This is a genomic window from Curvibacter sp. APW13 (assembly GCF_032337135.1).
GTDB lineage: Bacteria > Pseudomonadota > Gammaproteobacteria > Burkholderiales > Burkholderiaceae_C > Allorhodoferax.
The window spans coordinates 44,823-70,814 of the sequence record NZ_JAVXZZ010000001.1 but is presented as its reverse complement, the minus strand read 5'-3'; the positions used below and the strand labels follow the sequence as shown (position 1 = coordinate 70,814).

Sequence of the window (25,992 nt, the reverse complement as noted above, 5' to 3'; positions counted from 1 at the left end):
ATACTTCACGGCGACTGGCTAGGCATTGCGCGTAACATCAGCCCCATGCCACATGTATTTGTCCTCGCATTCAGTCCGCGATGGAAGTGCATTGTCGACTCGAAAAATTCGTATGGTATTTAGCTCCAATCTCTTTCTGTTTGCGTTTCTGCCGCTGTTCCTGGCGAGCTATTACCTCTCCCCGCAGCGCTGGCGGTCGGCGCTGATTCTGGCGTTCAGCTATGCTTTTTATGCATGGTGGCGCCCGGACTTCCTGGGCCTGCTGGTGGGGGTCACGGTGGTTTCCTACGCCATCGCGCTGGCCATTGGATCGGCTGCCGACAAGGCCACCAAGTACCGCTACCTGACGCTGGGGGTGGTGCTGAACCTGGCCGCGCTGGCCTATTTCAAGTACGCCAATTTCGGGGTGGAGACCTTCAATGCCCTGCTGGTGGCCATGGGGTTCGAAGCCATGCCCTGGTCCCATGTGCTCCTGCCCATCGGCCTGTCGTTCTACATCTTCCATGCCATCAGCTACCTGGTCGACATCTACCGCGAAGAGGCGCCGCCGGCGCGCAACCTGATCGACTTTGCGGCATTCATTGCCCTCTTTCCGCACCTGGTCGCGGGCCCGGTGCTGCGCTACCACCTGCTGGCGCAGCAGTTCGGCAGCCGGGTGCACTCCATGGAGCGCTTCAGCCGCGGTTGCGTGATCTTCATGGTGGGGTTCTGCAAGAAGGTGCTGATAGCCGACTCGGTCGCCCCGTTGGCCGACGCCGCGTTTGCGCTGAGTAATCCCAGTCTGGCCGATGCCTGGTTGGGCGCGGTGGCCTACACCGTGCAGCTGTTCTTCGACTTCAGCGGCTATACCGACATGGCCATCGGCTTGGCATTGATGATCGGTTTTGTCTTTCCCGAAAACTTCAACGACCCCTACACCTCCAAGTCCATCACCGAATTCTGGAAGCGCTGGCACATGTCCTTGTCGAACTGGCTGCGCGAGTACCTGTACATCGCGCTCGGGGGCAACCGCAAGGGCAGGGTGCGTACCTACATCAACCTGTTCCTCACCATGCTGCTCGGAGGCCTGTGGCATGGCGCCAACTTCACCTTCGTGATCTGGGGGGCCTGGCACGGGGGCATCCTCGCGGTCGAGCGCTACCTCGAAGAGCGCTTCGGGCCGAGCCGCCTGCCTGCAGTGGTGCGGGTGGCCAAGACCATGCTGCTGGTCATCATTGGCTGGGTCTTTTTCCGCGCCGCGGACGTGGCAGGTGCGATGCGCATGTTCAAGGGCATGGCGGGTATGCAGGGCCTGGGAATTTCGGACCCGATGTCCTGGCAGGTGGTGCCCGAGCGACTGCTGGTGCTGGTGTTCGGTATCGGTCTGGTGTACGCCATGCCCTGGCTGCGCCGCCAGCGTGGCAGTGTGCTGCGCTATGCGCTGATCCCCTTGTTCGTGTGGGCGGTGGCGACCCTGTCGTCGCAGTCGTTCACACCGTTCCTGTATTTCCAATTCTGAGCGCTGCCATGCAAGACACCCTGAACGCTTCCAACGGGCCGGCTGATTCTGTACTGGAGCGCTGGCACCGGCATGCGGCAGCCGCGGCTTTGGGCCTGGTGGTCCTGGCAGGTGCCAGCCAGTACGTGTTGGCCCTGGCATCCGGCAAGCCGATCGAATTTCCGCACGGAATTGACGCCTTCCGCGACGGCCGCATGACGGGGGCGATCGAGAAGTCGCTGGACAAGGCGATGCCGCAGCGGGCCGACATCATCGCCTTTGCCAATGCCCTGCGCTGGCGCATCACCGGTGGAGCCAACGACCAGGTGCGCCTGGGGCGCGATGGCTGGATCTTCCTTACCGAGGAAGTGCAGTTTGATGACCATGGCCAGGAGCAGCTGGCCGCACGTGTAGCCCTGCTGCAGCAAACCCGCCAGGCCTTGGCGAAGAAGCAGGTGGAACTGGTGGTGGCGGTGGTACCCGACAAGGCACGCATCTACGCGGAATGGGTGCAGGGTGGCTATCCGTCCTACCTGCAGGGCCGCTACACGGCGGCCCTGGATGGTTTGCGCAATGCCGGTGTACCGGTGGTGGACTTGGTCACACCGTTGACGCAGGCCGGGCGCACCAAACCGGTTTATTACCGCACCGACACGCACTGGAACCAGGACGGGGCCGAGATCGCCGCACAGGCCATTGCCAAGCAGATTCAGTCGATGCTGGCGGGCGCTGGCGATACGCGCTTCGAAACCGCGCCGCAAGGCCCGGAGGGGGAGCGTCCTGGCGACCTGTTGCGTCTCATGGGGCTCGAGTCGGTGCCCAACGGCTGGCGTCCCTTGCCGGACCGCGAGACACCAAGGGCAACCAGCCAGGTCTCACAGGACGCCGCCGTCGGCTTGTTCGGTGATGCGGCGGTCCCGGTGGTGCTGACTGGCACCTCGTATTCGCAGCGAGGCAACTTCCATGGTGCGTTGCAGCAGGCACTTTCGCGCAAGGTGCTCAACGTGTCGAAGGACGGAGGCGGTTTCCTGCAGGCGACCACCGCCTACCTGAAAGACGAGGCGTTCACATCCGCACCACCGAATGTGCTGGTGTGGGAGTTGCCCGAGCGTTTTCTCTACCGTCCCTTGGGGGAGGAGAAGGACTGGTTGCGCAGCGTCGGTCTGGTCGGCCCTTGAGCGCGATACAGAACGGATTTGGGATAGAAATTGGCCTGCAGCCCGCGCAAACTATGCGTGGGTAGCTAGGAAAATGCTAGCGGATCGGATGCCGGCAATGGTCATGGCCAGTGACCCGAGCAGGTGCAGTGCCGAGGTGCCCAGGGCCAAGGCATAACGCTCCTGCCCCAGCATGGCCACCACTTCGGCGGAGAAACTGGAAAAGGTGGTCAGGGCGCCCAGGAAGCCGGTGACCAGCGCCAGTCGCCATGCCGGGTGCAGTTCCGGCAAGGCCTGGAACACGGCCACACAGACGCCGATGAGGTAGCCGCCGATGAGGTTGGCCGCCAGGGTGCCCAGGGGCAAGGTGCTGCCCACCACCACGCCGGTGGGGTTGAGCCACAGCCCGAGTTGCCAGCGCGCCAGTGCGCCCGCGCAGGCGCCCAGGCAGATGGCGAACACCTGGAGCATCATTTCGCAGGGGGCTGGTAGCCTTGTTCGTTCACGGTCAGGCCGTTGGCCGTCAGCTTGGCAGCGGTGGCGGGCTTGATGCCCTTGACGCGCGCCATCAGGTCGGCCCAGTTCTTGAACAGGCCTTTTTCACGGGCCTGCAGGATGCGCGCGGTCTGGCTGGGCCCGAGCCCCTTGACACTGTCCAATTCCGCTTCCGTGGCGGTATTGGCGTCCACGGCAAACGCGCTGGTGGCCAGGGCCAGGCAAAGAGCCGCCAAGCCGGTACGCAGGGTGTGAAGTGGCTGCTTCATGGCGAGTGTCTTCAGCCGCGCTGGTGCAGCCACTGCACGTACTTGGCGACTCCGGTCTGCACATCCACGAACGCATGGTCGCAACCGGCGCTGCGCAGTGCCGTGAGATCCGCCTGGGTATAGCACTGGTACTTGCCGCGCAGCGCATCGGGGAAAGGAACGTACTCGACCAGGCCCTGGGCGGCGATGTCGGCCAGCGGCAAGGGGGCGTCACCACGCAGCGTGCGCAGGGCGTTGACCACCGAGCTGGCAACGTCGTTGAACGGCTGCGCGCGGCCGGAACCGAGGTTGAAGATGCCGACCTTGGAGGGGTTGTCGAAGAACCAGAGGTTGACCGCGACCACATCGTCCACGAAGACGAAGTCCCGCATCTGGCCACCAGCTGCGTAGCCGCCGTATTCGCCGAACAGCTTGACTTTTCCTTCGCCCTGGAACTGGTGGTATTGGTGGAAGGCGACGCTGGCCATGCGGCCCTTGTGCTGTTCACGCGGGCCGTACACGTTGAAGTAGCGGAAACCCACCACCTGGTGGGTGCGGCCGGCCTTGGTGCGTTCGAAGTTGACACCGCACTCGCGGCGCATGCGTTGGTCGAACAGCAGCTTCGAGTAGCCGTACACGTTCAGTGGCAACTCAAACGCAGGGTCTTCGCGGAAGGTGCTGGAGCCGCCGTAGGTGGCGGCACTCGACGCATACAGCAGGCGCGCGCCGCGCTTCTGGCAGGCCTGGAACAGGTTCCACGACAGCGTGTAGTTGTTGGCCATCATGTACTTGCCATCAAGTTCCATGGTGTCGCTGCAGGCGCCTTCGTGGAACACCGCTTCGATCTGGCCGTAGTGGCCGGAAGCGAATTCGTCGTAAAAGGTGCCGGCGTCCACGTAGTCGGCGATCTGCAGGTCGGCCAGGTTGCGGAACTTGTCGCCCTGGGTCAGGTCATCGACCGCAATGATGTCGGTGAGGCCGCGGGCGTTGAGCCCGGCGATGATGTTGCTGCCAATAAAACCTGCGGCGCCAGTTACAACAATTCGGGTCATGCGAACAACTCCTCGAAAGACACGGCAGCGGTGCCGAATTTGCCGACCACGATGCCGCCGGCGCGGTTGGCGTGGGGTACGGCTTCACGCAGCGTCATGCCCGCCCCCACCAGGGCGGCCATGGTGGCAATGACGGTGTCCCCAGCGCCCGTCACGTCAAACACCTCACGGGCCTGGGCGCTCACGTGGAGTTCGCCATCGGCATCAAAGAGGGTCATGCCTTCCTCACTGCGGGTCAGCAGCACAGCGTCGAGCTGCAGGTCCGCGCGCAACTGGTGCGCCTTGGCGCGCAGTTCGGTTTCGCTGTTCCAGTGGCCCACCACCTGCTGCAGCTCGGCCCGGTTGGGGGTGATGACGCTGGCGCCGCGGTAGCGCGAATAGTCGGCCCCCTTGGGGTCGATTAGCACCGGCTTGCCGGCGGCGCGTGCCCGGGCAATCATGTCGCTCACGTGGGCCAGCCCGCCCTTGCAGTAGTCCGAAAACAGCACAGCCTCGTGGCTGGGCAGCAGTTGTGCGAAGGTTTCGGTCTGGGTGGCCAGCACCTCGGTCTTGGGGGTGTTCTCGAAGTCCAGACGGATCAACTGCTGCTGGCGCCCGATCACGCGCAGCTTGACGGTGGTCTGCAGGTCCGCGTCGCGACCGAAGTGGGTGCGGATGCCGGTACGGGCGACGATGCGTTCGAGCTTGTGGCTGGCCTCGTCGTCACCGACCACGGTCAGCAAAGATGCCTGCGCACCCAGCGATGCAGCGTTGAAGGCCACGTTGGCGGCGCCACCGCAGCGTTCTTCCTCGCGCGTGACGCGCACCACGGGCACCGGGGCCTCTGGGCTGATGCGGTCAACGGCGCCGTACCAGTAGCGGTCGAGCATGACGTCGCCGACGACCAGCACGCGGGAGGCGGATAGTTTTGCTTTGTTGATGTCCATACGAATCGGTGTTTATAGCTCTTCGACGCGCCGTGCGGGGTAGCTGTCCCAGGTCTGGCAACCCGGGCACTGCCAGAAGTGACTCTTGGCTTCAAACCCGCAGGCGGCGCAGCGGTAGCGTGTGAGAGGCTTGACGGCGTGGTCCAGGGCGCGCTGCACCTGGGGGTGGAACTGTTCGTGCTCCAGCTTCTCGCCCGCAATCCACTTGGCGGCAGCCACCAGCGAGGGCTCCTTTTCCAGGTGTTGCACATACCAGTCGCGCGCACTCTCCAGGGCGTCGGGTGCTTGCAGGGAGACAATCGCATCGAGCACGTCGAGGGATGGGTGTGGGCCGCGGTACAAGGCCAGCAAGGTCTCCAGTGCACGTGTCTGCTGGCCGCAGGCTTGGGCATAGCGTGCCAGCAAGGGGGCGACCAACGGGCTGGCCTGTGGTGCATGGTCAAGGGCAGCCAGCAGGGTCTCGAACGCGTCCGAGGTTTGTCCTTGGCGGTGCTGCAGTTCGGCCAGCGCAATGCGCGCCCGGGCCGCCTCCGGGGCGGTGTCGATGGCTCGGCGGTAGAGCGCCATGGCCTCATCGACCTGTTGTTGCTGCACCAGGGTCTGCGCCTGCTCACACAGGTAGTGCGCCAGTCGTGTCGCAAAATGTCCCTGGCCGCTGTCCTGCAGGCGCTGAGCCACCCCGGCGGCGAGTGGCCAGTCGCGGCTGCGCTCGTAGTTGGCCAGCAGGGCCAGGCGCGCCTGCTCCTCGAAACGGGTGCCTTCGAGCTTGAGCAGGGCCTGCTCGGCGCGGTCGAGCAGGCCAGCCTTGAGATAGTCCAGCGCCAGTGCGTGCTGGGCGCGGTGGCGGTCATCCTGGCTGAGGTCGGATCGCGACAGCAGGTGCTGGTGCACGCGCACTGCCCGTTCGTACTCGCCACGGCGGCGAAACAGGTTGCCCAGGGCAAAATGCAGCTCCGACGTGTCGGGGTCGTTCTGCACCGCCTCGATGAATGCGTCGATGGCCTGGTCCTGCTGTTCGTTGAGCAGGAAATTCAGGCCCTTGAAATAGGCCTTGGGGGCTTGCTGGTTTTCCAGTCGCAGTTGCCGGATGTCCATGCGTGAGGCGAGCCACCCCAGTCCGAACGCGATGGGCAAGCCCAGTAGGAAGAAACTGAAATCAAATTCCATCGGGTGGTAGGGGAGTGGATGGGGGCGTGGCGGGGGCCGCCGGGCCTTGCATGGCCCGGCGCGCCTGTTCGGCGTCGCTGCGGTGGCGCCACCAGCGCGGCACCATGGCCACGATGCCAAGCATGACACCAATGCAGAACGCACCCAGCACTACCAGGATCAGCGGGCCGGTCCATTGGCGACCGAAGAAGAAATGGACCGTGACGTCCGCCTGATTGTTGAGCGTGAACGCGAACAGGGTAAAGAATATGGCCGCTTTCACCAGGGTGCGAAAGAGCCAGGCCAGGTGTTTCATGGATCTCCTCGCAGGCGAGGTGATTCTATCGCTGCATCGCAGCCACTCAGGCCCTGGACTGCAGTTCGGCGGTGCGCTTGTCCACGGCTTCGCGCAAGGCCTTGCCGGGTTTGAAGTGGGGAACGCGCTTCTCGGGAATGGCGACACTTTCGCCACTGCGTGGGTTGCGGCCCATGCGCGGCGGGCGGCGGTTGATGGAGAAACTTCCGAAACCGCGGATTTCGATACGGTGGCCGCGCACCAAGGCGTCGTTCATGGCGTCCAGGATTGCCTTCACGGCGATTTCGGAGTCGCGGTGGTTCAGTTGGGCAAAACGGTTGGCCAGTTCTTCAACGAGGTCGGAGCGGGTCATGGTGATTCACTACAAAAGAAAACGGCCGAAGCCCACACTGAAGGGAGCGTTCGGCCGTTGATCAGGGTCTACAACAGCTGATTAGTTGTTGTTGTCCAGCTTGGCGCGCAGCAGAGCGCCCAGGCTGGTGGTGCCGGCGTTGCCGGAGTTCTGGCTCAGGTTGGCCATGGCTTCGTTCTGGTCTGCCACGTCCTTGGCCTTGATGGACAGCTGGATGTTGCGGCTCTTGCGATCCACGTTCACGACCACAGCGGTGACTTCGTCGCCTTCCTTCAGCACATTGCGGGCGTCTTCGACGCGGTCGCGGCTGATTTCGGAAGCACGCAGGTAGCCGATGACGTCTTCGCCCAGGTCGATTTCAGCGCCCTTGGGGTCCACGGTCTTGACCTTGCCGGTCACGGTGGCACCCTTGTCGTTGATCGACACGAAGGTGGTGAAGGGGTCGGAATCGAGTTGCTTGATGCCCAGGGAGATGCGCTCGCGGTCCACGTCCACAGCCAACACGATGGCTTCGACTTCCTGGCCCTTCTTGAACTCACGCACGGCGGCTTCGCCGGACTCGTTCCAGGACAGGTCAGACAGGTGCACCAGGCCGTCGATACCGGCAGCCAGACCCACGAACACGCCGAAGTCGGTGATCGACTTGATCGGGCCCTTGACGCGGTCGCCGCGCTTGGTGTTCTGGGCGAATTCCTGCCAGGGGTTGGCCTTGCACTGCTTCATGCCCAGGGAGATACGACGCTTGTCTTCGTCGATTTCCAGAACCATGACTTCGACTTCGTCACCCAGGGACACGATCTTGGAAGGAGCAACGTTCTTGTTGGTCCAGTCCATTTCGGACACGTGCACCAGGCCTTCGATGCCGGGTTCGAGTTCGACGAATGCACCGTAGTCGGCGATGTTCGTGATCTTGCCGAACATGCGGGTGCCGGAGGGGTAGCGGCGGTTGACGCCCATCCAGGGATCGTCGCCCATTTGCTTGAGGCCCAGGGACACGCGGTTCTTCTCGGTGTCGAACTTGAGGATCTTGGCAGAGATCTCTTGGCCAGCCTGCACCACCTCGGAGGGGTGGCGGACACGGCGCCATGCCATGTCGGTGATGTGCAGCAGGCCGTCGATGCCACCCAGGTCCACGAATGCACCGTATTCGGTGATGTTCTTGACCACGCCGCGGACGATGGAACCTTCCTTGAGGTTTTCCATCAGCTTGGCGCGCTCTTCGCCCATGGAGGCTTCCACCACGGCACGGCGGCTCAGCACCACGTTGTTGCGCTTGCGGTCCAGCTTGATGACCTTGAATTCCATGGTCTTGTTTTCCCAGGGAGACAGGTCCTTGGTGGGACGTGTATCGACCAGCGAACCGGGCAGGAAGGCGCGGATGCCGTTGACCAGAACGGTCAGGCCGCCCTTGACCTTGCCGGAAGTGGTGCCGGTGACGAACTCGCCGGATTCCAGGGCCTTTTCCAGGCTCATCCAGGAAGCCAGGCGCTTGGCGGTGTCGCGGCTGACGATGGTGTCGCCGTAACCGTTTTCCATGGCGACGATGGCCACGGAAATGAACTCGCCCACTTGAACTTCGAGTTCGCCTTGGTCATTCTTGAACTCGGACAGAGGCACATAGGCTTCCGACTTGAGGCCGGCATTGACCACGACGAAGTTGTGCTCGATGCGAATGACTTCGGCGGTGACGACTTCACCAACCTTGGTTTCGGAACGCTTGAGGGACTCTTCAAAGAGGGCTGCGAAAGATTCAGACATGTTGTTGTGCGGCGTGAACCGCAAGTTGCTCACGGTGTGACCCGTGGGTTAGGTTGTAGAACCCTGTTGCCAGTGCGCTGTCGCGCGAGAGGAGCACCAGGGGCCCGGTTTTGCGCGACCCCAGGAGGGACGCGACTTGCTGTCGCCAGTCGTTGCTACGTGTGTTGAAACGGCTGCTTGCCTTGCCACCAGCCCAGCACCAATTCGACCGACTGTTCGACGGTGAGATCGGAGTTGTCCAGAAGTTGGGCGTCCTGCGCTGGCTTCAAAGGCGCTACGCTGCGGTTCATGTCGCGGGCGTCACGTTCTTCCAAATCGGCGCGAAGACTGTCGAGTGTAGCTGCAATTCCTTTTGAAATCAACTGCTTATGGCGCCTCTCCGCACGCTTCTGGGCACTGGCCGTGAGGAACACCTTGAGTGGCGCTTCAGGGAAGATCACCGTACCCATGTCGCGACCGTCGGCCACCAGGCCAGGCAGTTGGGCAAAGCTGTGCTGGAACGCGGTCATGGCGATGCGCACAGGCGGTAGGGCAGCGATGCGTGAAGCGTTCATGCCGGCTTCCTCGGTGCGGATGGCCTGGGTCACATCCTCGCCATCCAGGAAGACTGTCATGCCTTCAAAATGGATGTGCAGGCCGCCCACCATGTCCGCCAGTGCCTGGGCGTTGGCTGGTTCGATGGCGATGCCGCGGCGGGTAGCGGCAAGCCCGGTGATGCGGTACAGCGAGCCTGAGTCCAGCAGGTGGTAGCCGAGGCGTTCGGCCAGTACCGTGGCCAGCGTGCCTTTGCCGGACGCTGTGGGGCCATCCACGCACAGCACGGGAATCGCTGCGCTGTCCGCCTTTGCGAGAGAAAACAATGCTTCGAAATAGTCCGGAAAGGTCTTCGCCACGCATTTCGGGTCTTCGATGCGCACCGGCAGACCTGCGGGGTTGAACACGGCCAGCGAGAAGCACATGGCCACCCGGTGGTCGTCGTAGGTGTGGATCGAAGCCGCCTTCCAGTCGGACTTCGAAGCGGGTGCGGTGACCGAAATGAAGTCTTCCCCTTCGACCACCGTGGCACCCAGCTTGCGCAGTTCGCAGGCCATGGCGGCGATGCGGTCGGTTTCCTTGACACGCCAGGAGGCGATGTTGCGCAGGGTGGTGGTGCCTTCGGCATAGAGAGCCATGACCGCCAGGGTCATGGCCGCGTCAGGAATGTGGTTGCAGTCGAGGTCGATGGCCTTCAGGGGCCAGCTACCGCGCGACACCTTGAGCCAGTTCGGTCCACTTTCCACCTTCGCACCCATGGCGGTGGCCGCTTCCACGAAACGGATGTCACCCTGGATGCTGTCCGCCCCCACGCCTTGGATGTGGATGTGATTTTCGCCTCCATCCCGCGTGGCAATTGCGCCAAGCGCTATGAAATAGCTAGCGGACGAGGCGTCGGCCTCGACATGGATGGTGCCGGGGCTGGTATACCGGGCCCCCGCTGCAATGGTGAAGCGCTGCCAGCCATCACGCTGAACCCGTACGCCAAAGCGCGCCAGCAACTGCAGGGTGATCTCGATGTAGGGTTTGGAAATGAGTTCACCCACCACCTCGATCACGATGGCCTGGGTTTGGGCAACCAGCGGAAGTGCCAGCAGCAAGGCGGTGAGAAACTGGCTGGAAACGTCACCACGCACGCGGATCGGTGCGTCGATGGCAATGTGGGCCTGGCCGATGTGCAGCGGCGGGTAACCCTCGTTACCCAGGTAGCGCACATCGCAGCCAAGCTGGCGCAGCGCGTCCACCAGGTCACCGATGGGGCGCTCATGCATGCGCGGGATACCACGCAGCTGGAAGTCGCCACCCAGTACCGAGAGGGCGGCCGTCAAGGGGCGCATGGCAGTGCCAGCGTTGCCCAGGAACAGGTCGGCCTGTGCGTTCTGCGGTGCGATCCTGCCGCCCAGACCGGTGATCTGCACGGTGGCGCCGGATTGTTCGATGGTGCAACCGAGCTGGCGCAAGGCCGCCAGCATGACCCGGGTGTCGTCCGAATCGAGCAGGTCGTGGATGGTGGTAACGCCTTCGCACAGGGCGGCCAGCAGCAGTACGCGGTTGGAAATGCTCTTGGAGCCCGGCAGGGTGATGCTGCCCTGCGCGCTGGCGAGTGGGGGCAGGTCGAGAAAAGCAGTGGAAAACATCAGTTCTGTGGGTTGTTGCCCAGGGTCCAATTGCCCCGGGCTTGGCTTGCCTGCTCGAGCAGGCCTTGCAAGGCTTCGCCATTGCCGCTGGAGATCACCAGTTCCAGGGCGTGCAGGTTGCGCTGGAAGATCTGGCTCTGCTTGAGCAGTTCGTCGCGGTTGGCCAGGAGGATGTCACGCCAGACCTTGGGGTCGCCGGCGGCAATGCGCGTGAAGTCGCGAAAGCCCGGACCGGCCAATGACAGGTAATCCTTGGACTGCGGCTGGCTGGTGATGCCGTTCATTATGGCAAAGGCCAGCAGGTGGGGCAGGTGGCTCACGGCGGCGTAGGCTGCATCATGCTGCTCGGGGCTCATCTGCAGCACCCGGCAACCCAGCGCCGTCCACAGGTCGATGGCCTTCTGGACCTGCGCAGCACCGGTTTGGTCGTTCGGGGTCAGGATGACCTGGCGCCCCTTGTAGAGCTCGGGATCGGCATGTTCCACACCGGCCAACTCCTTGCCGGCAATGGGGTGGGCCGGCACGAAGGATCGGACGCGCTCGCGCAGCACGCGACTGGCGGCCTGGATCACGTCCGACTTGGTCGACCCCACGTCCATGATGAGCATGTCATTGGACACCAGGTGCTTGATGGCCTTGAAGGTTGCTTCAGTGGATGCCACCGGGACGGCAATCAGCACGATGTCGGCGCCTGAGACGGCAAGCAGGGCCGACGGCGCTTCCACGTCGATCACGCCCATGGCACGGGCGCGTTCGGTGGTGCTGGGCGACTTGCTGTAGCCGACCACGCGGCGCACCAGGCCGGCGCGCTTGAGCGCCAATGCGAAGGAGCCGCCCATGAGGCCGCATCCGATGAGTCCCAATTGTTCAAACATGCGATCGGGCCCTTCCCATCAGTCGGCCAAGGGGTAGGCGCCCAGGATCTTGTAGAAGGCGCACAGGTTCTGCAGGTCGGCCAGCGCTGCGGCCACGTGGGGCTCGCTGGGGTGACCCTGCAGGTCGATGAAGAAGTGGTACTCCCATTGGCCCGAGCGCGCCGGGCGCGATTCGAAGCGCGTCATGGACACACCGTGCTTCTTCAGCGGCACCAGCATGTCGTGCACGGCGCCGGGGCGGTTGGGCACCGACACCACGAGGCTGGTGCAGTCGCGCCCGGTGGCCTGCGGTACCGGCAGCACCGAAGGCAGGCAGATCACGGCAAAGCGGGTGCGGTTGAACGGGTCGTCCTGGATGGCGTGGGCGGCGATGTGCAGGCCAAACTCGGAGCCGGCGCGTTCGCTGGCGATGCCGGCCCAGGCCGGGTTGGTGGCGGCCAGGCGGGCACCCTCGGCATTGCTCGATACGGCGCGGCGCTCGGCATGGGGCAGGTGGGTGTTGAGCCATTCCTGGCACTGGGCCAGCGCTTGCGGGTGCGCCAGCACCACCTCGATGCCATCGAGCGAATTGGTGCTGCGCAGCAGCTGGTGGCGAATCAGCAGGCTGATTTCGCCGACGATGTGCAGGGGCGAGTGCAGCAGCAAATCCAGCGTGCGCGTGACCACGCCTTCGGTGCTGTTTTCGAGCGCCACCACGCCGTATTGCGCATTGCCGCAGGTGGCGGCATGGAACACTTCGTCGAACGAGTTGCAGGGAATCTTGTGGATGCTGGAGCCGAAGAAGCGCAGCGCGGCCTCTTCCGTGAAGGTGCCGAACGGGCCGAGGTAGGCCACGCGCTGCGGGGCTTCCAGTGCGCGGCAGGCGGACATGATCTCGCGCCAGATGACGGCGATGTTCTCGTCGCGCAGGGCCCCGTCGTTGGCCTTCTGCAGGCCGGCAATCACTTGCGCTTCGCGTTCGGGGCGGAACACCACCGAGCCTTCATGGCGCTTGATCTCGCCGACTTCGTTGGCATATCCGGCGCGCTTGTTCAGCAGTTGCAGCAGTTCCAGGTCGACGGCGTCAATCAGCGCGCGGAGTTCGGGGAGGGTGCGGGCCATGGGGTCTTATCCGTGGGTGCGTTCAAATTCCTGCAGGTAGCTGCACAGGGCCTGCACGCCCTCCAGGGGCATGGCGTTGTAGAGGCTGGCGCGCATGCCGCCGACCGACTTGTGGCCCTTGAGCTGCAGCAGCCCGGCCTCCTTGGCACCGGCCAGGAAGGCGTCGTTCAGCGCTTCGTTGCGCAGGAAGAAGGGTACGTTCATGCGTGAACGGCAGTCGGGCGCCACGCGGTTCTCGTACAGGCCGGAGGCGTCGATGGTGCGGTACAGCAACTCGGCCTTGGCAATGTTGCGCTGCTCCATGGCTGCGACGCCGCCTTGGCGCTTGAGCCACTGGAAGGTCAGGCCCGCCATGTAGATGGCGTAGGTGGGCGGGGTGTTGTACATGGAGCCGTTATCGGCCACCAGCTTGTAGTCGAAGGCGCTGGGGCAGTGCGCCATCGCATGGCCCAGCAGGTCTTCCCGCACAACCACCAGGGTTAGGCCGGCGGGGCCCAGGTTCTTCTGGGCGCCACCGAAGGCGAGCCCCACCTTGTTCCAATCCATGGGGCGCGAAGCCACGTTCGAGGAAAAGTCCACCACCAGTTCGGCATCGCTGCCCAGGGCCTTCAGGTCGGGCAGGGTGTGGTACTCCAGGCCGTTGATGGTCTCATTGCCGCAGACATGGACATAGCTGACGCCTTGGCGCAGTTGCCAGGTCGACGCGGCGGGAATCGCGGTGTGGCCTTCGGCCTGGTTGCTGGCGGCGATGTGCACGTCGCAGTAGCGGCGCGCTTCCTTCTGCGACTTGTCGCTCCAGCTGCCGGTGACCACGAAATCGGCCGCCGGGGCGTGACCCTGCGCGCCGCGCCGTGCGGCCAGGTTCAGGGGCACGATGGCGTTTTCGGCCAGTCCACCGCCCTGCATGAACAGGATCCTGAAGTTGCTTGGCACCGCCAGCAGTTCACGCAGGTCGGCTTCGGCCTGGGTGTAGATGGACAGGAACTCCTTGCCGCGGTGGCTCATCTCCATCACGCCCATGCCGCATCGCTTGCCCGTTGCATCCGGCCAATCGAGCATTTCATCGGCCGCCTGGGCCAGCACTTCGGCGGGCATGGCGGCGGGGCCGGCGGAGAAGTTGTACGGACGCAGCATCGGTTTTAGGTATCAAATCGGGCCGAAGCCCGCGTAAACATTGCGCAAGCAGCTATCGGAATGGTAGCGACTTGCACGTTTCATGGTGTCGCTCAGGTCGCCGCTTCGTCGCCTTCGCCAGCTTCGCCCTCGGCGCTATTGGCGTCGTTCTCGACGATGCGCTGCAGCCCGCTGAGCTTGGAGCCTTCGTCCAGGTTGATCAGCGTCACGCCCTGGGTAGCGCGACCCAGTTCGCGGATTTCCGCGACCCGGGTTCGCACCAGCACGCCCTTGTCGGTGATGAGCATGATCTCGTCCTGGGCGTGGACCAGGGTGGCGGCCACGACCTTGCCGTTGCGTTCGGACTGCTGGATGGCGATCATGCCCTTGGTACCGCGGCCGTGGCGGGTGTATTCGACGATGCTGGTGCGCTTGCCATAGCCGTTTTCGGTGGCCGTCAGCACGCTTTGCTCCTCGTCTTCGGCCACCAGCATGGCGATCACGCTCTGGCCGTCTTCGAGCATCATGCCGCGCACGCCGCGGGCAGCACGGCCCAGCGGGCGCACATCGTTTTCGTCAAAACGCACGGCCTTGCCGCCGTCGCTGAACAGCATCACGTCGTGCTTACCGTCAGTCAGCGCCGCGCCAATCAGGTAGTCCCCTTCGTCCAGGTTCACGGCAATGATGCCGCCCTTGCGCGGGTTGGAGAACTCGTCCAGCGCGGTCTTCTTGACCGTGCCCATGCTGGTCGCCATGAACACGAAGCGGTCGGCCGGGAAGGTGCGCGACTCGCCGGTCAGCGGCAGCACCACGGTGATCTTTTCGCCCTCGGCCAGCGGGAACATGTTGACGATGGGGCGGCCACGTGAACCGCGCGAGCCCTGCGGCACTTCCCACACCTTGAGCCAGTACAGGCGCCCGCGGTTCGAGAAGCACAGGATGTAGTCGTGCGTGTTGGCAATGAAGAGCTGGTCGACCCAATCGTCCTCTTTGGTGGCGGTAGCCTGCTTGCCGCGTCCGCCGCGCTTCTGGGCACGGTACTCGGACACCGGCTGGCTCTTGATGTAGCCGCTGTGCGACAGGGTCACCACCATGTCGGTCGGGGTGATGAGGTCTTCGGTGGACAGGTCGTACGACGAGTGTTCCACTTGGCTGCGGCGGGCACCGATCTTGGTCTGGCCGAACTCGGTCTTGATGACGGTCAGCTCTTCACCAATGATGGTGGACACGCGTTCGGGCTTCGCCAGGATGTCCAGCAGGTCGTCGATCTCGGCCATGACTTCCTTGTATTCGGCTACGATCTTGTCCTGCTCCAGACCGGTCAGGCGCTGCAGGCGCATCTGCAGGATTTCCTGGGCCTGGGTGTCGGACAGGCGGTACAGGCCATCGCCCTGCATGCCGTAGCTGCGTTCCAGTCCTTCGGGGCGGTAATCGTCGGCATTGACCACGCCACCATCTTCGCGTGAACGGGTGAGCATCTCGCGCACCAGCTTGCTGCCCCAGCTGCGGCTCATCAGCTCGGCCTTGGCCACCGGGGGGGTGGGGGCGTTTCGGATGATGGCGATGAAGTCGTCGATGTTGGCCAGCGCGACGGCCAGGCCTTCGAGCACGTGGCCGCGGTCGCGGGCCTTGCGCAGGTTGTACACCGTGCGGCGAGTCACCACTTCGCGGCGGTGCTGCAGGAAGACCTGGATCAGGTCTTTCAGGTTGCACAGCTTGGGCTGGCCGTTGACCAGCGCCACCATGTTCATGCCGAAAGTGTCCTGCAGCTGCGTCTGCTTGTACAGGTTGTTCAGCACCACTTCGGGCACTTCACCGCGCTTGAGTTCGATCACCAGGCGCATGCCGGACTTGTCCGATTCGTCCTGGATGTGGCTGATGCCCTCGATCTTCTTCTCGTGCACCAGTTCGGCCATGCGTTCCTGCAGCGTCTTCTTGTTGACCTGGTAGGGCAGCTCGTCGACGATGATGGCCTGGCGCTGGCCCTTGTCGATGTCCTCGAAGTGGCAGCGTGCACGCATCACCACCTTGCCGCGGCCGGTGCGGTAGCCGTCCTTCACGCCGTTAATGCCATAGATGATGCCGGCGGTAGGGAAGTCGGGTGCCGGGATGATCTCCATCAGGTCATCGACCGTGGCTTCGGGGTTGCGCAGCAGGTGCAGGCAGGCGTCCACCACCTCGTTGAGGTTGTGCGGCGGAATGTTGGTGGCCATACCAACGGCAATGCCGCCCGAGCCATTGACCAGCAGATTGGGCAGGCGGGTGGGCAGCACCAGGGGTTCTTTTTCCGAACCGTCGTAGTTCGGCCCGAAATCCACGGTTTCCTTGTCCAGGTCTGCCAGCAGTTCGTGCGCCACCTTGGCCAAGCGGATTTCGGTGTAACGCATCGCCGCAGCGTTGTCTCCGTCCACCGAGCCGAAGTTACCCTGGCCGTCTACCAGCATGTGGCGCATGGAGAAGTCCTGCGCCATGCGCACGATGGTGTCATACACCGACTGGTCGCCGTGCGGGTGGTACTTACCGATCACGTCACCGACGATACGGGCCGACTTCTTGTATGGCCGGTTCCAGTCGTTGTTGAGTTCGTGCATGGCAAACAGTACGCGCCGGTGCACTGGCTTCAAGCCGTCTCGCGCATCGGGCAAGGCACGCCCCACGATCACGCTCATGGCGTAATCGAGGTAGCTGCGCCGCATTTCTTCTTCGAGACTGGTCGGGAGCGTTTCTTTGGCGAACTGTGTCATGGGATCGGAGGGCCGTAGGCTGGACAACCTGCCATTCTAAGGGGATGCAGCGCTAGACTGGTTTGTCGCGGTGCAGCAACAACTTATTCACGTTTGTCGGGCGATTTCTCGTGTATCGGGCGGGGGAACGCACCAGCGGGTGTTTTGCATGTGGCACAATCGTGCGACACCGGAACGCTATTGTTTTGGTAGGATTGCCCCCATGCTTGCAGCGCAGCTGCAGTTTGTTCTGTTCTAAGGAAAACCATGAAACACATGAATAAAGTAGCCATCGCTATCGCCGCTGCCGCCCTTGCCACCGTTGCTGGCGCTCAGGAAATTCACAACTGGCGCAGTGCCTCTGGCGAAGTCTGGAAGAGCGCTTCCGGTGAGTGCTGGCGCGATGCCGTATGGACCCCCGCCACTGCTGCTCCTGGTTGTGACGGCGCAATCGCCGCTGCTCCCAAGGCTGCTGAACCTGCTGCTGCCGCACCCGCTGCCACTGCTGCTGCATCCGCTGCAGCCAAACCCGCAGCCCCCGCTGCTGCTGCCGCTGCCTCTAAGGTGACCTACGCCGCTGATGCGTTCTTTGATTTCGACAAGGCAGTTCTGAAGCCTGAGGGCAAGGCCAAGCTGGATGACCTGGTTGCCAAGGTCAAGGGCATCAATCTGGAAGTCATCATCGCCGTGGGCCACACCGACTCCGTCGGTGGCGATGCCTACAACCAGAAGCTGTCTGTGGCACGTTCTGAAGCTGTGAAGGCTTACCTGGTGTCCAAGGGCATCGAAAAGAACCGCATCTACACCGAAGGCAAGGGCGAGAAGCAACCCGTGGCTGACAACAAGACCAAGGAAGGCCGCGCCAAGAACCGCCGCGTGGAAATCGAAGTGGTCGGTACCCGCGCCAAGTAATCCCTCGGATTCCAACCAAGAAACCCGCTTCGGCGGGTTTTTTGTTTTCTGCCCTTCGGGCAGCGCTTCGAGGCCCGGTGCTTCGCGGGATAATTCCATCATGAGCAACCAAGTCAATGCCGATCCGGCCGAACTGGCCAAATTCTCCGAACTCGCCCACCGCTGGTGGGACATGGACAGCGAATTTCGTCCGCTGCACGACATCAATCCCTTGCGTTTGGGATGGATTCAGGCGATCCAGCCGCTCTCTGGATTGAAGGTTGTCGATATTGGCTGCGGTGGAGGCATCCTGGCCGATTCCATGGCCCGTGCCGGTGCCGACGTTCTTGGCATTGACTTGGCAAGCAAGGCACTCAAGGTGGCGCAGTTGCACGCCCTGGAGGCCCAGACGCCCCATGTGCAATACCGCGAAATCAGCGCCGAGGCGCTGGCCAGTGAACGTGCCGGGCAGTTTGACGCCGTGACCTGCATGGAAATGCTGGAGCATGTTCCCGATCCGCAGTCTGTGGTCCGCGCCTGCGCCGACCTCGTCAAACCGGGCGGCTGGGTGTTCCTGTCCACCATCAACCGCAACGCCAAGGCATTTGCCCTGGCCATCGTGGGCGCGGAATACATCCTCAACATGATCCCCCGGGGCACGCACGAGTATTCCAAGATGATCCGTCCCAGCGAACTGGCCCACTACTGCCGTGAGGCAGGTTTGTCGCTGGCCCATACCAAGGGGTTGGAATACAACCCGCTGACCCGGCGCTACCGTCTCAGTGACGATACCAGCGTCAACTACATGATTGCAGTGCGCAAGGTGGCATGACCGTGGTGATTTCCGCAGGCATCCGTGCCGTGCTGTTCGACTTGGATGGCACCCTTATCGACAGTGCACCCGATCTGGGGGCTGCTGCGGACCAGATGCGCACCGACCGCGGCATGCCCAGCCTGCCGATCGACGCCTACCGCCCGATGGCCGGCGCTGGCGCACGCGGCATGCTGGGTGTGGCCTTTGGCATGACACCCGAACACCCCGATTTCCTGACCTACCGCGAAGAGTTCTTCTGCAACTACGAAGCGCGGATGACCCGCTCGACCTTTCTGTTCGACGGCGTGGCAGATCTGATTGGGGCTTTGGAACGTTTGGGCCTGCAGTGGGGCATCGTGACCAACAAATCCCAGCGTTTCACCATTCCGCTGGTGGCCTCGATGCCGGTTTTTTCCAAGGCGGCGGCTGTGGTCAGCGGCGATACCACGCCCCATGCCAAGCCGCATCCCGCGCCATTGCTGCACGCAGCCCAGGTCATGGCGCTGGCGCCGGACCAATGCATGTACGTGGGTGATGATGAGCGCGACATCGTGGCTGGCCGGGCCGCCGGCATGCCCACCGTAGCGGCCACTTATGGCTATCTGGGGTCCCAGTCGGACACCAGCCAGTGGGGCGCACAGGCCCACATAAATAGTCCGCTGGACCTATTGCAATTGCTCCGGACGGCCTAAAATAGCACCCATCACGGGGCTGCACTGGTTTCGACGGGGGTGCGGAATCGACGTGGTGCATGTCGAGCTGAATGTGCTCGTAAAACTGATTCAAAAAAACTAACTGCAAACGACGAACGTTTCGCACTCGCTGCTTAATAACCAGTGAGCCTTACAACGGCAGGCCGATGGGCCGGGCAAGGGTGGCGCAAGCTGTCCAGGCTGTAAGGTCATTTACATCGGCTGGCCTGACACCGGGTACCTTGGTGGCAGGCGAGAAAACAGGGTACTGGCGGCGTTTGTAGCGTGCGACTGCGCGACACACGTGGCGAGATCCAAATCAGACCGCTAAACATGTAGATCTGCTCGAAGATGGCTTTCGGACGGGGGTTCAAATCCCCCCAGCTCCACCAAATTGAAGGGCTCGGATAATCTCCGGGCCCTTTTTCTTGCCTGAAATCCCCGCGCAGTGCGGGGTTCCGGCCATCCGTACTGCGGGTGGCGACCTGCCGAAAGGCCCGGTTTTCGGCGCTTCCGGCTCCAAATCTGTCTCTATTCTCCGTTTGCCCTGCGGGTAGGCGCGGTTTTGGCTCGCGCAAAATCAAGCACTTATGCGCGGCGGTTCATCGTCAACCAAGGCGACCGGTCAGGCATCAAACGCCATTACCACCTCCCGTTGCGCCACCCAGTCGGTCGGCAGCGGATTGCGCTGGAACCACAGCAGGCTCATGCACCGGGGCTGCCGCCCGGCCAGGATGGTCTGGATGATGGCAGGCTCCAGCAGGGTCAGACGCAGCAGCTCGTTGACCGTCGAGTGGTGCAGACCTTCACGCTGGGCGATCTCGCTACCGCTGCCGACCATGCCGTCGTCGAGCAACTGCTGCCAGTAGAAAGCCCGCGTCAGCGCCACCAGCAAGGGCTTGTCGATCTGGGTGACTACCTTGCCCAGCGTGTCGAGCTGGCCGTCCGGGCGCACCACCACCTTGCTTCCGCCACGCTTGCGGATTTTCAACGGGATAAAGGTGGACAGCTTCACCTGCCCGCCATCCCGGCGTTCGCGGGCGATGGCTGCGCCCAAGGTCTGCACTTTAGGTTTCATACAGTGTCCTCCATCTCCTGCAATTCCGCACCGATGGTGCTGGGCAGCAACTCTCCAGCCAGATCCTGCCAACCCTGATCGCGCCAGATAATTTCCAGCCCGCCGTCGGCAATCACCACCCGCTCGATCAGCAGTTGCGCCAGTCGGCACTGCTCCGCTGGAAACAACTCCCGCCACAGACTGGCGAGATTGCGCATCGGCAGCACGACCTGCGGCTCGGTAAGGTCCGGTCGAATCTGCTGCATCCGGTCCCACACCGATTGCACGATGTGCGGGGCTGACAGCGCCGCCACGATTTGCTGCGTGACCAGTTCTTCAATCGGCGCGGCTGGCAGCGGCCCGTGCTGGCTGGCCCATGCGCCGAAGCGCCGGTGTTTGATCGGGCTGTAGTAGCGGTAGGTCTTGCCTTTCTTCTTTGTGTAGCTCGGCACCAGCCGTTCGCCATCAGACGTGTACAGCAGGCCACGCAGCAGCACCGGTTCACTCTGGCGGTCATTGGTTTCGCGCCTGCGATCAATGCCATCGGTGGCGATCAACGCGTGGACTGCATCCCACTGCGCCTGCGTCACGATGGCCTGATGCTGACCGGGGAAGCTCTGCCCTTTGTGCACTATCTCGCCCAGGTACATCCGGTTGTGCAGCATCTTATAGATGGTCTGCTTGGTGAAGGGCTTGCCGCCTTTGGTGACTACCCCTTCCGCGCCATAGGCCTTGGCCATCAGCGTGGCCGAGCGCACGGTTACGAAGTCATCGAAGATGCGCCGCACCAACGTGGCCTCAACTTCGTTGATCACCAACAATCGATTATCGACGTCGTATCCCAGCGGCAACGGCCCGCCCATCCACATGCCCTTGGCCTTGCTGGCGGCGATCTTGTCGCGGATGCGCTCGCCGGTCACTTCGCGCTCAAATTGGGCAAACGACAACAGGACGTTCAGCATCAGCCTGCCCATCGAGGTGGCCGAGTTGATCTGCTGCGTGACGGAGCTGAAGCTGACGCGGTGGCGGTCGAACACATCGACCATCCGTGCGAAATCGGCCAGCGAGCGACTGAGCCTGTCAATTTTGTAAACAACCACGATGTCGACCTTGCCCATCTGGATATCCGCCATCAGGCGGCGCAGTGCGGGCCGCTCCATGTTGCCGCCAGAGAAACCGCCGTCGTCGTAATCATCGGCCACCGCGATCCAGCCCTCGTGGCTTTGGCTCTTGATGAAGGCGTGCCCGGCTTCCTTCTGAGCATCGATAGAATTGAAGGACTGGTCCAGCCTTTCGTCGCTGGACACGCGGCAATACACCGCGCAGCGTTTGGGCGGCACGAGCAATGGCGCGTTCATTGACCACCTGCCTTGCTGTCACGCAGGCCGAAGAATTTCGGCCCGTTCCACTGCGTGCCCGTGATGTGGCGCGCTGCCGCCGACAGGCTCTTGAACACCTGACCGTTGAGCTCGTACAGGCCATCGGGCGTCACGGTGACGCGATGCTGGCGCTCATCCCATTCGCGGATCAGCGTGGTGCCGGGCATCAACAAGGTCTGCGCGTTGCGCCCAACACTGCTTTTGATCTTGGAATGCTTGGCTCCGGCCTCGACCAGCATCTTGCGGATGTTGGTGGGCAGCGCGCCGTAGGCCTTCTCCTGGATGCGGTAGGCCAGACGCGATTCCACGTAATGGCGATTGCGATGGCTGGGCCGCCGGGGAAAGTGCTGATCCCATAGCGCCCAGAGCTCGGCCATCGGCAGGGATGGCAGCACGGCCAGTTGGGCCGAGATGCTGCCGTTGGGGGTGTCCGTCATTTCGAGTTTCTCCTGTGGTTGAGACAGGTCCATGAACGCGCTGTGGCTGGCAGAAGCCAAGTCAAACCGCGCTCTATCGTCTATTAATCACCGGCGGCGATGCTGACGCGGCTGACGTTGGACGTGGCGATGCCACCAACGCCGGAGGCGGCGTTCAACACGCGCGGCTGCACACAGCCAGCGCCACCACCATGGCAGCGTTACCCGTACTCGCCGTGGTCGGCGCACGATGGATATCGATGGCCTGCCCGGAACGTTGATCGATGCATCGCCCCACGATGCCTGCGATACGGACGGCATTGCACCCACACCGTCATCCCGCGTGATGGCTGCCTGTGCTGCCGGTGGCAAGAACTGCTGCGGGCGAACCAGAATATCCGGGGCGGGTGCGCTACGTGGCGACAGCGGCCCGATGCGATCAGGCTGATGCTGGCGTGAAGGCTGGATTTCCATGATTGTCTCCCTCATACATCCACGCGCACCACGTCACACACACGATGGCCCGCGTAGGGCGCAAGCACCTTCTTCGGCGGATTGGGGTCGGGCGCGTAAATGCTGCGCTCATCGCCCTTGGCTTTGGGGCGATAGACTTTGAGGCCGAAGCCATCGAAGCCCGCGCTGCGCAGAGCGTTGTCCAGCGCCGCGACCAGTTCGTTGTCGGTGCGTGTGAATTCGTCATTGAGATCACGCAGCGCTTCATACGGCAGACCCTCGATGAGCGTGGGCAGCAGATCGCCATCGCGTGCCTGTCCGATCAGCTCATGGTCATACCGGGTGCAGGCATCGCCGGTCACGCGTGTGTGGGTCAGGCGCACGCGTTGCAGCAGGACTGCCTCCACGCTCTGCATCTCGCGCCAGGCCTGCACAAAGATCTTGGCGGCCTCCAGCATTCGCTGCGCGCTGGGCCGGAAGATGCGGCGGATTTCCTGATCGATCAGCGTCTCATCCAGCCCGGCCACCATCTGCCCCGCCAGGTCGTTGAGGTATTGCTCCAGCGCCTTGATGCGGGTGGGCGCTTCCAGTACCTGCTGCGTGGCCTTATCACGGGCGGCTTGTTCCAGGGCCAGTGCCTGCTGGTGTTCCTGATCGAACTTGGCCAGCGCATCCGCATCGTCCAAGGCCAGCAGCACCTCGCGCTGAATGGTCAGCGCCATCTCTGGCTCGGCGGGCTTGTCCCAGCCACAGGTGATGCGGTTGGCCGTGACCAGTGCGGCAATGGCCTGGTCGTACTGGGCGTTTTGCTGGCGCAGACGGGCAAACATCGCCGCCACGGCACTGACATCCCCGATTTCATTCAAAGGGGATTCGGCATTGGCTGTGACGTCAGTGGATTTTTTGCTGCGGCGGATCAGATTCACGGTGGACTCCTGTCGAAAATAGAGAATGGTTCAGACAGGTGTAATGGTCCGCGTGGAGACAGTTCAGGTCGATCAGGGCGCAGCGGGTGGCTGAGGGTTTGCGGGCACGATTCAGCCTTGGTCGTCCTCGATATCCGGGGCACTGTTGTAAAAAAACCCTGAAGCAGATAGCAATTTAGAGTAACGCTTGGGGGCTATTGGTGCCCGTTTCGCACAAAAGCGAATTTTGGCCATTTGCCTTCGGAAATCAGCAGGCGAAGAATCTCCTCATTGCGGGCGCACATCCCTCTCGACGGGACAGCGTCCCCCAACGACGACAGGAGATTCCGATGCAAAACACGCTGCCCGAACTGATCACCCCGCGCACGCTGGCGGCCCGCTGGGGCCTTTCCGAAAAAACCCTTGAGCGCTGGCGCATGACCGGCAACGGCCCGACGTTTCTCAAGCTGGGCAGCCGGGTGCTATACCGCATGGATGATGTGTCGGCACACGAGGCACAGCGCACCCGTCGCTGCACCGCAGGCCAATCCATCAGCGAAGGAATCTGGCGATGAACCGCGCCCAACGCCGCCAGCGCGACAGCCTCACCCGGCAACTCCGTGCCCACATTGCCGAGCACGGCATCGAGGCGATGCTCGACAAAATGTTCGGCCCGGGCAGCTGGCGTTACGACGCCCGCGAACAGCTGTGGATCGTGCCCGATGCCAAGGACACCGGCCCCGGTCGCGCCTATTACTGCGTGCGCGCCAATGGCGACTGGTTCAAGGCACGGCTGGATGCGGGGCACACGCAATGATGGCGACTACCACGCAAGCGGCCACAGTAGTCCGCCATCCTTTCTTCGATTTCAACGATGCAGCCGACCTCATCTTGCCGCGCCACGACAAGGATGAAATCCGCGCCCGCCTGCTGGACCAATTGGAATCGGTGCTGCTCTATCTGTTTCCACGCGGCAAGCGGCGTGGCGGCCAGTTCTATATCGGCAACCTACAAGGCGAGCCCGGCGACAGCCTGGTGGTCGAACTGGACGGGCCCAAGCGCGGCCTGTGGATTGACTTCGCCACCGGCGAATCGGGCGATGTGCTGGCGCTGTGGGCCAGCACGCGGGGCTACCACTTGCCCGCTGACTTCAGCGACCTGCTGGAAGACGCAGGTGATTGGCTGATGGTGCCGCGTATCGCCACCGCGCCAGTGCTGCACACCAGCCGTGCCTATGACGATCTCGGCCCGCACACCGGCAAATGGAATTACCACGCGGCCGACGGCAGTCTGCTGGCCTGTGTTTATCGCCACGACACACCCACCGGCAAGCAGTACCGCCCGTGGGATGTGCGGGCGCGAGCCATGCGTATGCCGGAGCCGCGTCCACTCTACAACCTGCCTGCCATCGCTACAGCGGATGCCGTGGTGCTGGTCGAAGGTGAAAAATGCGCCGATGCCCTGATGAAATTGGGCATCGTTGCCACCACGGCAATGGGCGGCGCGGCGACCACCATCGACAAGACCGACTGGACACCGCTGGCAGGCAAAACGGTCGCCGTCTGGCCCGATCATGATGAAGCAGGTGCGCGTTATGCCACTGCTGCTATCCGGAAGCTGGCGAGCATCGGAGCCTCGGTCCGCCGTGTCCGTGTGCCGCAGGACAAGCCCGCGAAGTGGGATGCCGCCGATGCCATGGCCGAAGGTTTCGATGTCGAGGCGTTATTACGTACCTCCGCGCCGGTCACCGACATTGCCACCGCCACCCCAACGCTGGACATCACCCGCTGGCGGGCGGCCGACCGTTTCATCGGGCAGCCCCAGCAACGCCGCTGGCTGGTCGAAGGCGTGTTCCCCCAGGCACAAGCCGCGCTGATCGCCGCTGCGGGCGGGGTCGGCAAATCCTTCCTGCTGCTGGCGCTCACGCGTGAAGTCGCAGCTTTCGATGGCGTCTGGGCCAATGCTCCAACCCTGTTCGGCGGCGCGCTGGCAGGTCATGGCGTGGCGATCTACATCACCGCCGAGGATGATGCCATCGAGGTGCACAACCGGCTCAACGCACTCGGGCCGATTCCAGACCGGCTCTACGTGCTACCCCTGCCCGATGCCGGTGGCGCAGTGCCACTGTTCGCGCCCGACCCCGCCAGCCGAGGCCCAACGATCACAGCAGCGTGGATGGATCTGGAGCGGCAACTCAAGGCCATGCCCGGCCTGTGCCTGGTGGTGCTCGATCCGCTGCAGCCGCTGTGCGCGCTGGACTTGAACGTGCCAGAAAACGCCCAGTTTGTCTGCTCGCGTTTGGCGGCGCTGGCGGCCAGCACGGGGGCCTCAGTGATCGTGTCGCACCACTTTGCCAAGCGCGAGGCATCCACGCCCGAGCAGGCCCGCGAAGCGATCCGGGGTACTGGCGGTCTGGTCGACGGCGTGCGGGCGGTCTACGCCCTGTGGCACCCCAAGGAAGATTAGGCCAAGAAG

At 63.2% G+C, this 25,992-nt stretch carries 25 protein-coding genes and 1 other RNA gene; 9 read left to right on the top strand and 17 right to left on the bottom strand.

The genetic code is table 11. From position 1 onward, the window contains the following. The first annotated feature begins 112 nt into the window (after window positions 1–112). Both RQP54_RS00295 and RQP54_RS00290 read left to right on the top strand, forming a co-directional pair. Window positions 113–1,498 carry an MBOAT family protein gene (locus tag RQP54_RS00295; protein ID WP_315676083.1) on the top strand — a complete coding sequence of 462 codons (1,386 nt, stop codon included), beginning with the start codon at window positions 113–115 and terminating at the stop codon, window positions 1,496–1,498. 8 nt (window positions 1,499–1,506) lie between these two features. Next, window positions 1,507–2,655 carry an alginate O-acetyltransferase AlgX-related protein gene (locus tag RQP54_RS00290; protein WP_315676082.1) on the top strand — a complete coding sequence of 383 codons (1,149 nt, stop codon included), beginning with the start codon at window positions 1,507–1,509 and terminating at the stop codon, window positions 2,653–2,655. Between the two features lie 51 nt (window positions 2,656–2,706). Here the strand turns inward: RQP54_RS00290 and crcB are convergent, their stop codons facing one another. From crcB to gyrA, 13 genes are all read right to left on the bottom strand, one after another. Further along, on the bottom strand, window positions 2,707–3,105 hold the full coding sequence (gene crcB / locus RQP54_RS00285; protein WP_315676081.1) for a fluoride efflux transporter CrcB: 399 nt from the start codon (window positions 3,103–3,105) through the stop codon (window positions 2,707–2,709). Beyond that, window positions 3,105–3,398, bottom strand: coding sequence for a helix-hairpin-helix domain-containing protein (locus tag RQP54_RS00280; RefSeq protein WP_315676080.1), 294 nt, complete (start codon window positions 3,396–3,398; stop codon window positions 3,105–3,107). The genes crcB and RQP54_RS00280 overlap by 1 nt, the downstream gene beginning before the upstream one ends. Window positions 3,399–3,409: 11 nt before the next feature. Continuing rightward, on the bottom strand, window positions 3,410–4,429 hold the full coding sequence (rfaD, locus tag RQP54_RS00275; RefSeq protein WP_315676079.1) for an ADP-glyceromanno-heptose 6-epimerase: 1,020 nt from the start codon (window positions 4,427–4,429) through the stop codon (window positions 3,410–3,412). Continuing rightward, a complete protein-coding gene (gene rfaE1 / locus RQP54_RS00270; RefSeq protein WP_315676078.1) occupies window positions 4,426–5,355 on the bottom strand; it encodes a D-glycero-beta-D-manno-heptose-7-phosphate kinase in 930 nt (309 codons plus the stop codon). Before rfaE1 ends, rfaD begins: the two co-directional genes overlap by 4 nt. Window positions 5,356–5,367: 12 nt before the next feature. Next, window positions 5,368–6,522, bottom strand: a complete 1,155-nt coding sequence (lapB, locus tag RQP54_RS00265; RefSeq protein WP_315676077.1) for a lipopolysaccharide assembly protein LapB — start codon at window positions 6,520–6,522, stop codon at window positions 5,368–5,370. Next, a complete protein-coding gene (locus RQP54_RS00260) occupies window positions 6,512–6,817 on the bottom strand; it encodes a LapA family protein (protein ID WP_315676076.1) in 306 nt (101 codons plus the stop codon). Before RQP54_RS00260 ends, lapB begins: the two co-directional genes overlap by 11 nt. A gap of 46 nt (window positions 6,818–6,863) precedes the next feature. Then, window positions 6,864–7,169 carry an integration host factor subunit beta gene (locus tag RQP54_RS00255; RefSeq protein ID WP_315676075.1) on the bottom strand — a complete coding sequence of 102 codons (306 nt, stop codon included), beginning with the start codon at window positions 7,167–7,169 and terminating at the stop codon, window positions 6,864–6,866. Window positions 7,170–7,250: 81 nt separating this feature from the next. Then, the gene (gene rpsA, locus RQP54_RS00250; protein ID WP_315676074.1) at window positions 7,251–8,927 is read right to left on the bottom strand and encodes a 30S ribosomal protein S1; all 1,677 of its coding nucleotides are present in this window, start codon (window positions 8,925–8,927) and stop codon (window positions 7,251–7,253) included. A 155-nt stretch (window positions 8,928–9,082) separates the two neighbouring features. Then, window positions 9,083–11,098 (bottom strand): bifunctional 3-phosphoshikimate 1-carboxyvinyltransferase/cytidylate kinase, encoded by a 2,016-nt coding sequence (locus RQP54_RS00245; protein WP_315676073.1) that lies wholly within the window; start codon window positions 11,096–11,098, stop codon window positions 9,083–9,085. Beyond that, window positions 11,098–11,973 carry a prephenate dehydrogenase gene (locus RQP54_RS00240; RefSeq protein ID WP_315676072.1) on the bottom strand — a complete coding sequence of 292 codons (876 nt, stop codon included), beginning with the start codon at window positions 11,971–11,973 and terminating at the stop codon, window positions 11,098–11,100. The genes RQP54_RS00245 and RQP54_RS00240 overlap by 1 nt, the downstream gene beginning before the upstream one ends. 18 nt (window positions 11,974–11,991) lie before the next feature. Next, complete coding sequence (gene pheA, locus RQP54_RS00235; protein WP_409997515.1) at window positions 11,992–13,074, bottom strand: prephenate dehydratase; 1,083 nt, start codon at window positions 13,072–13,074, stop codon at window positions 11,992–11,994. 6 nt (window positions 13,075–13,080) lie between these two features. Further along, window positions 13,081–14,208 carry a 3-phosphoserine/phosphohydroxythreonine transaminase gene (gene serC / locus RQP54_RS00230; protein ID WP_315676071.1) on the bottom strand — a complete coding sequence of 376 codons (1,128 nt, stop codon included), beginning with the start codon at window positions 14,206–14,208 and terminating at the stop codon, window positions 13,081–13,083. A gap of 92 nt (window positions 14,209–14,300) precedes the next feature. After that, complete coding sequence (gene gyrA, locus RQP54_RS00225; RefSeq protein WP_315676070.1) at window positions 14,301–16,931, bottom strand: DNA gyrase subunit A; 2,631 nt, start codon at window positions 16,929–16,931, stop codon at window positions 14,301–14,303. 246 nt (window positions 16,932–17,177) lie between these two features. Between gyrA and ompA the strand changes: the two genes are divergently transcribed. The 4 genes from ompA (at window position 17,178) to ssrA (ending at window position 19,699) form a co-directional block, all read left to right on the top strand. Beyond that, window positions 17,178–17,822, top strand: a complete 645-nt coding sequence (gene ompA, locus RQP54_RS00220; protein ID WP_315676069.1) for an outer membrane protein OmpA — start codon at window positions 17,178–17,180, stop codon at window positions 17,820–17,822. 100 nt (window positions 17,823–17,922) lie between these two features. Then, window positions 17,923–18,633, top strand: coding sequence for a bifunctional 2-polyprenyl-6-hydroxyphenol methylase/3-demethylubiquinol 3-O-methyltransferase UbiG (ubiG, locus tag RQP54_RS00215; protein ID WP_315676068.1), 711 nt, complete (start codon window positions 17,923–17,925; stop codon window positions 18,631–18,633). Further along, a complete protein-coding gene (gene gph / locus RQP54_RS00210; RefSeq protein ID WP_409997514.1) occupies window positions 18,630–19,307 on the top strand; it encodes a phosphoglycolate phosphatase in 678 nt (225 codons plus the stop codon). Before ubiG ends, gph begins: the two co-directional genes overlap by 4 nt. 15 nt (window positions 19,308–19,322) lie before the next feature. Next, window positions 19,323–19,699: a transfer-messenger RNA gene (gene ssrA, locus RQP54_RS00205) on the top strand. Between the two features lie 233 nt (window positions 19,700–19,932). Here the strand turns inward: ssrA and RQP54_RS00200 are convergent. From RQP54_RS00200 to RQP54_RS00185, 4 genes are all read right to left on the bottom strand, one after another. After that, window positions 19,933–20,385, bottom strand: a complete 453-nt coding sequence (locus RQP54_RS00200; protein ID WP_315676067.1) for a hypothetical protein — start codon at window positions 20,383–20,385, stop codon at window positions 19,933–19,935. After that, window positions 20,382–21,722 (bottom strand): recombinase family protein, encoded by a 1,341-nt coding sequence (locus RQP54_RS00195; RefSeq protein ID WP_315676066.1) that lies wholly within the window; start codon window positions 21,720–21,722, stop codon window positions 20,382–20,384. The genes RQP54_RS00200 and RQP54_RS00195 overlap by 4 nt, the downstream gene beginning before the upstream one ends. Further along, window positions 21,719–22,180 carry a DUF2924 domain-containing protein gene (locus tag RQP54_RS00190; protein ID WP_315676065.1) on the bottom strand — a complete coding sequence of 154 codons (462 nt, stop codon included), beginning with the start codon at window positions 22,178–22,180 and terminating at the stop codon, window positions 21,719–21,721. Before RQP54_RS00190 ends, RQP54_RS00195 begins: the two co-directional genes overlap by 4 nt. 464 nt (window positions 22,181–22,644) lie before the next feature. Next, window positions 22,645–23,538, bottom strand: a complete 894-nt coding sequence (locus tag RQP54_RS00185; protein WP_315676064.1) for a hypothetical protein — start codon at window positions 23,536–23,538, stop codon at window positions 22,645–22,647. 329 nt (window positions 23,539–23,867) lie between these two features. Here RQP54_RS00185 and RQP54_RS00180 point away from each other — a divergent pair, with 329 nt between their 5' ends. From RQP54_RS00180 to RQP54_RS00170, 3 genes are read left to right on the top strand one after another with little or no spacing between them, the layout of a single operon-like run. After that, window positions 23,868–24,092, top strand: a complete 225-nt coding sequence (locus RQP54_RS00180; RefSeq protein ID WP_315676063.1) for a DNA-binding protein — start codon at window positions 23,868–23,870, stop codon at window positions 24,090–24,092. Beyond that, complete coding sequence (locus RQP54_RS00175; protein WP_315676062.1) at window positions 24,089–24,334, top strand: hypothetical protein; 246 nt, start codon at window positions 24,089–24,091, stop codon at window positions 24,332–24,334. The genes RQP54_RS00180 and RQP54_RS00175 overlap by 4 nt, the downstream gene beginning before the upstream one ends. Beyond that, the gene (locus RQP54_RS00170; RefSeq protein ID WP_315676061.1) at window positions 24,334–25,983 is read left to right on the top strand and encodes an AAA family ATPase; all 1,650 of its coding nucleotides are present in this window, start codon (window positions 24,334–24,336) and stop codon (window positions 25,981–25,983) included. Before RQP54_RS00175 ends, RQP54_RS00170 begins: the two co-directional genes overlap by 1 nt. Window positions 25,984–25,992 lie beyond the last annotated feature (9 nt).

Bases quoted from the DNA above. Each gene is read 5' to 3' on its own strand.
- lapB (WP_315676077.1), bottom strand. From the start codon at position 6,522: ATGGAATTTGATTTCAGTTTCTTCCTACTGGGCTTGCCCATCGCGTTC.
- RQP54_RS00260 (WP_315676076.1), bottom strand. From the start codon at position 6,817: ATGAAACACCTGGCCTGGCTCTTTCGCACCCTGGTGAAAGCGGCCATA.
- RQP54_RS00290 (WP_315676082.1), top strand. From the start codon at position 1,507: ATGCAAGACACCCTGAACGCTTCCAACGGGCCGGCTGATTCTGTACTG.
- crcB (WP_315676081.1), bottom strand. From the start codon at position 3,105: ATGCTCCAGGTGTTCGCCATCTGCCTGGGCGCCTGCGCGGGCGCACTG.
- RQP54_RS00295 (WP_315676083.1), top strand. From the start codon at position 113: ATGGTATTTAGCTCCAATCTCTTTCTGTTTGCGTTTCTGCCGCTGTTC.
- RQP54_RS00280 (WP_315676080.1), bottom strand. From the start codon at position 3,398: ATGAAGCAGCCACTTCACACCCTGCGTACCGGCTTGGCGGCTCTTTGC.
- RQP54_RS00180 (WP_315676063.1), top strand. From the start codon at position 23,868: ATGCAAAACACGCTGCCCGAACTGATCACCCCGCGCACGCTGGCGGCC.
- rpsA (WP_315676074.1), bottom strand. From the start codon at position 8,927: ATGTCTGAATCTTTCGCAGCCCTCTTTGAAGAGTCCCTCAAGCGTTCC.
- RQP54_RS00245 (WP_315676073.1), bottom strand. From the start codon at position 11,098: ATGTTTTCCACTGCTTTTCTCGACCTGCCCCCACTCGCCAGCGCGCAG.
- RQP54_RS00170 (WP_315676061.1), top strand. From the start codon at position 24,334: ATGGCGACTACCACGCAAGCGGCCACAGTAGTCCGCCATCCTTTCTTC.
- RQP54_RS00255 (WP_315676075.1), bottom strand. From the start codon at position 7,169: ATGACCCGCTCCGACCTCGTTGAAGAACTGGCCAACCGTTTTGCCCAA.
- gph (WP_409997514.1), top strand. From the start codon at position 18,630: ATGACCGTGGTGATTTCCGCAGGCATCCGTGCCGTGCTGTTCGACTTG.
- rfaE1 (WP_315676078.1), bottom strand. From the start codon at position 5,355: ATGGACATCAACAAAGCAAAACTATCCGCCTCCCGCGTGCTGGTCGTC.
- RQP54_RS00240 (WP_315676072.1), bottom strand. From the start codon at position 11,973: ATGTTTGAACAATTGGGACTCATCGGATGCGGCCTCATGGGCGGCTCC.
- RQP54_RS00195 (WP_315676066.1), bottom strand. From the start codon at position 21,722: ATGAACGCGCCATTGCTCGTGCCGCCCAAACGCTGCGCGGTGTATTGC.
- serC (WP_315676071.1), bottom strand. From the start codon at position 14,208: ATGCTGCGTCCGTACAACTTCTCCGCCGGCCCCGCCGCCATGCCCGCC.
- gyrA (WP_315676070.1), bottom strand. From the start codon at position 16,931: ATGACACAGTTCGCCAAAGAAACGCTCCCGACCAGTCTCGAAGAAGAA.
- rfaD (WP_315676079.1), bottom strand. From the start codon at position 4,429: ATGACCCGAATTGTTGTAACTGGCGCCGCAGGTTTTATTGGCAGCAAC.
- ubiG (WP_315676068.1), top strand. From the start codon at position 17,923: ATGAGCAACCAAGTCAATGCCGATCCGGCCGAACTGGCCAAATTCTCC.
- ompA (WP_315676069.1), top strand. From the start codon at position 17,178: ATGAAACACATGAATAAAGTAGCCATCGCTATCGCCGCTGCCGCCCTT.
- RQP54_RS00175 (WP_315676062.1), top strand. From the start codon at position 24,089: ATGAACCGCGCCCAACGCCGCCAGCGCGACAGCCTCACCCGGCAACTC.
- pheA (WP_409997515.1), bottom strand. From the start codon at position 13,074: ATGGCCCGCACCCTCCCCGAACTCCGCGCGCTGATTGACGCCGTCGAC.
- RQP54_RS00200 (WP_315676067.1), bottom strand. From the start codon at position 20,385: ATGAAACCTAAAGTGCAGACCTTGGGCGCAGCCATCGCCCGCGAACGC.
- RQP54_RS00190 (WP_315676065.1), bottom strand. From the start codon at position 22,180: ATGACGGACACCCCCAACGGCAGCATCTCGGCCCAACTGGCCGTGCTG.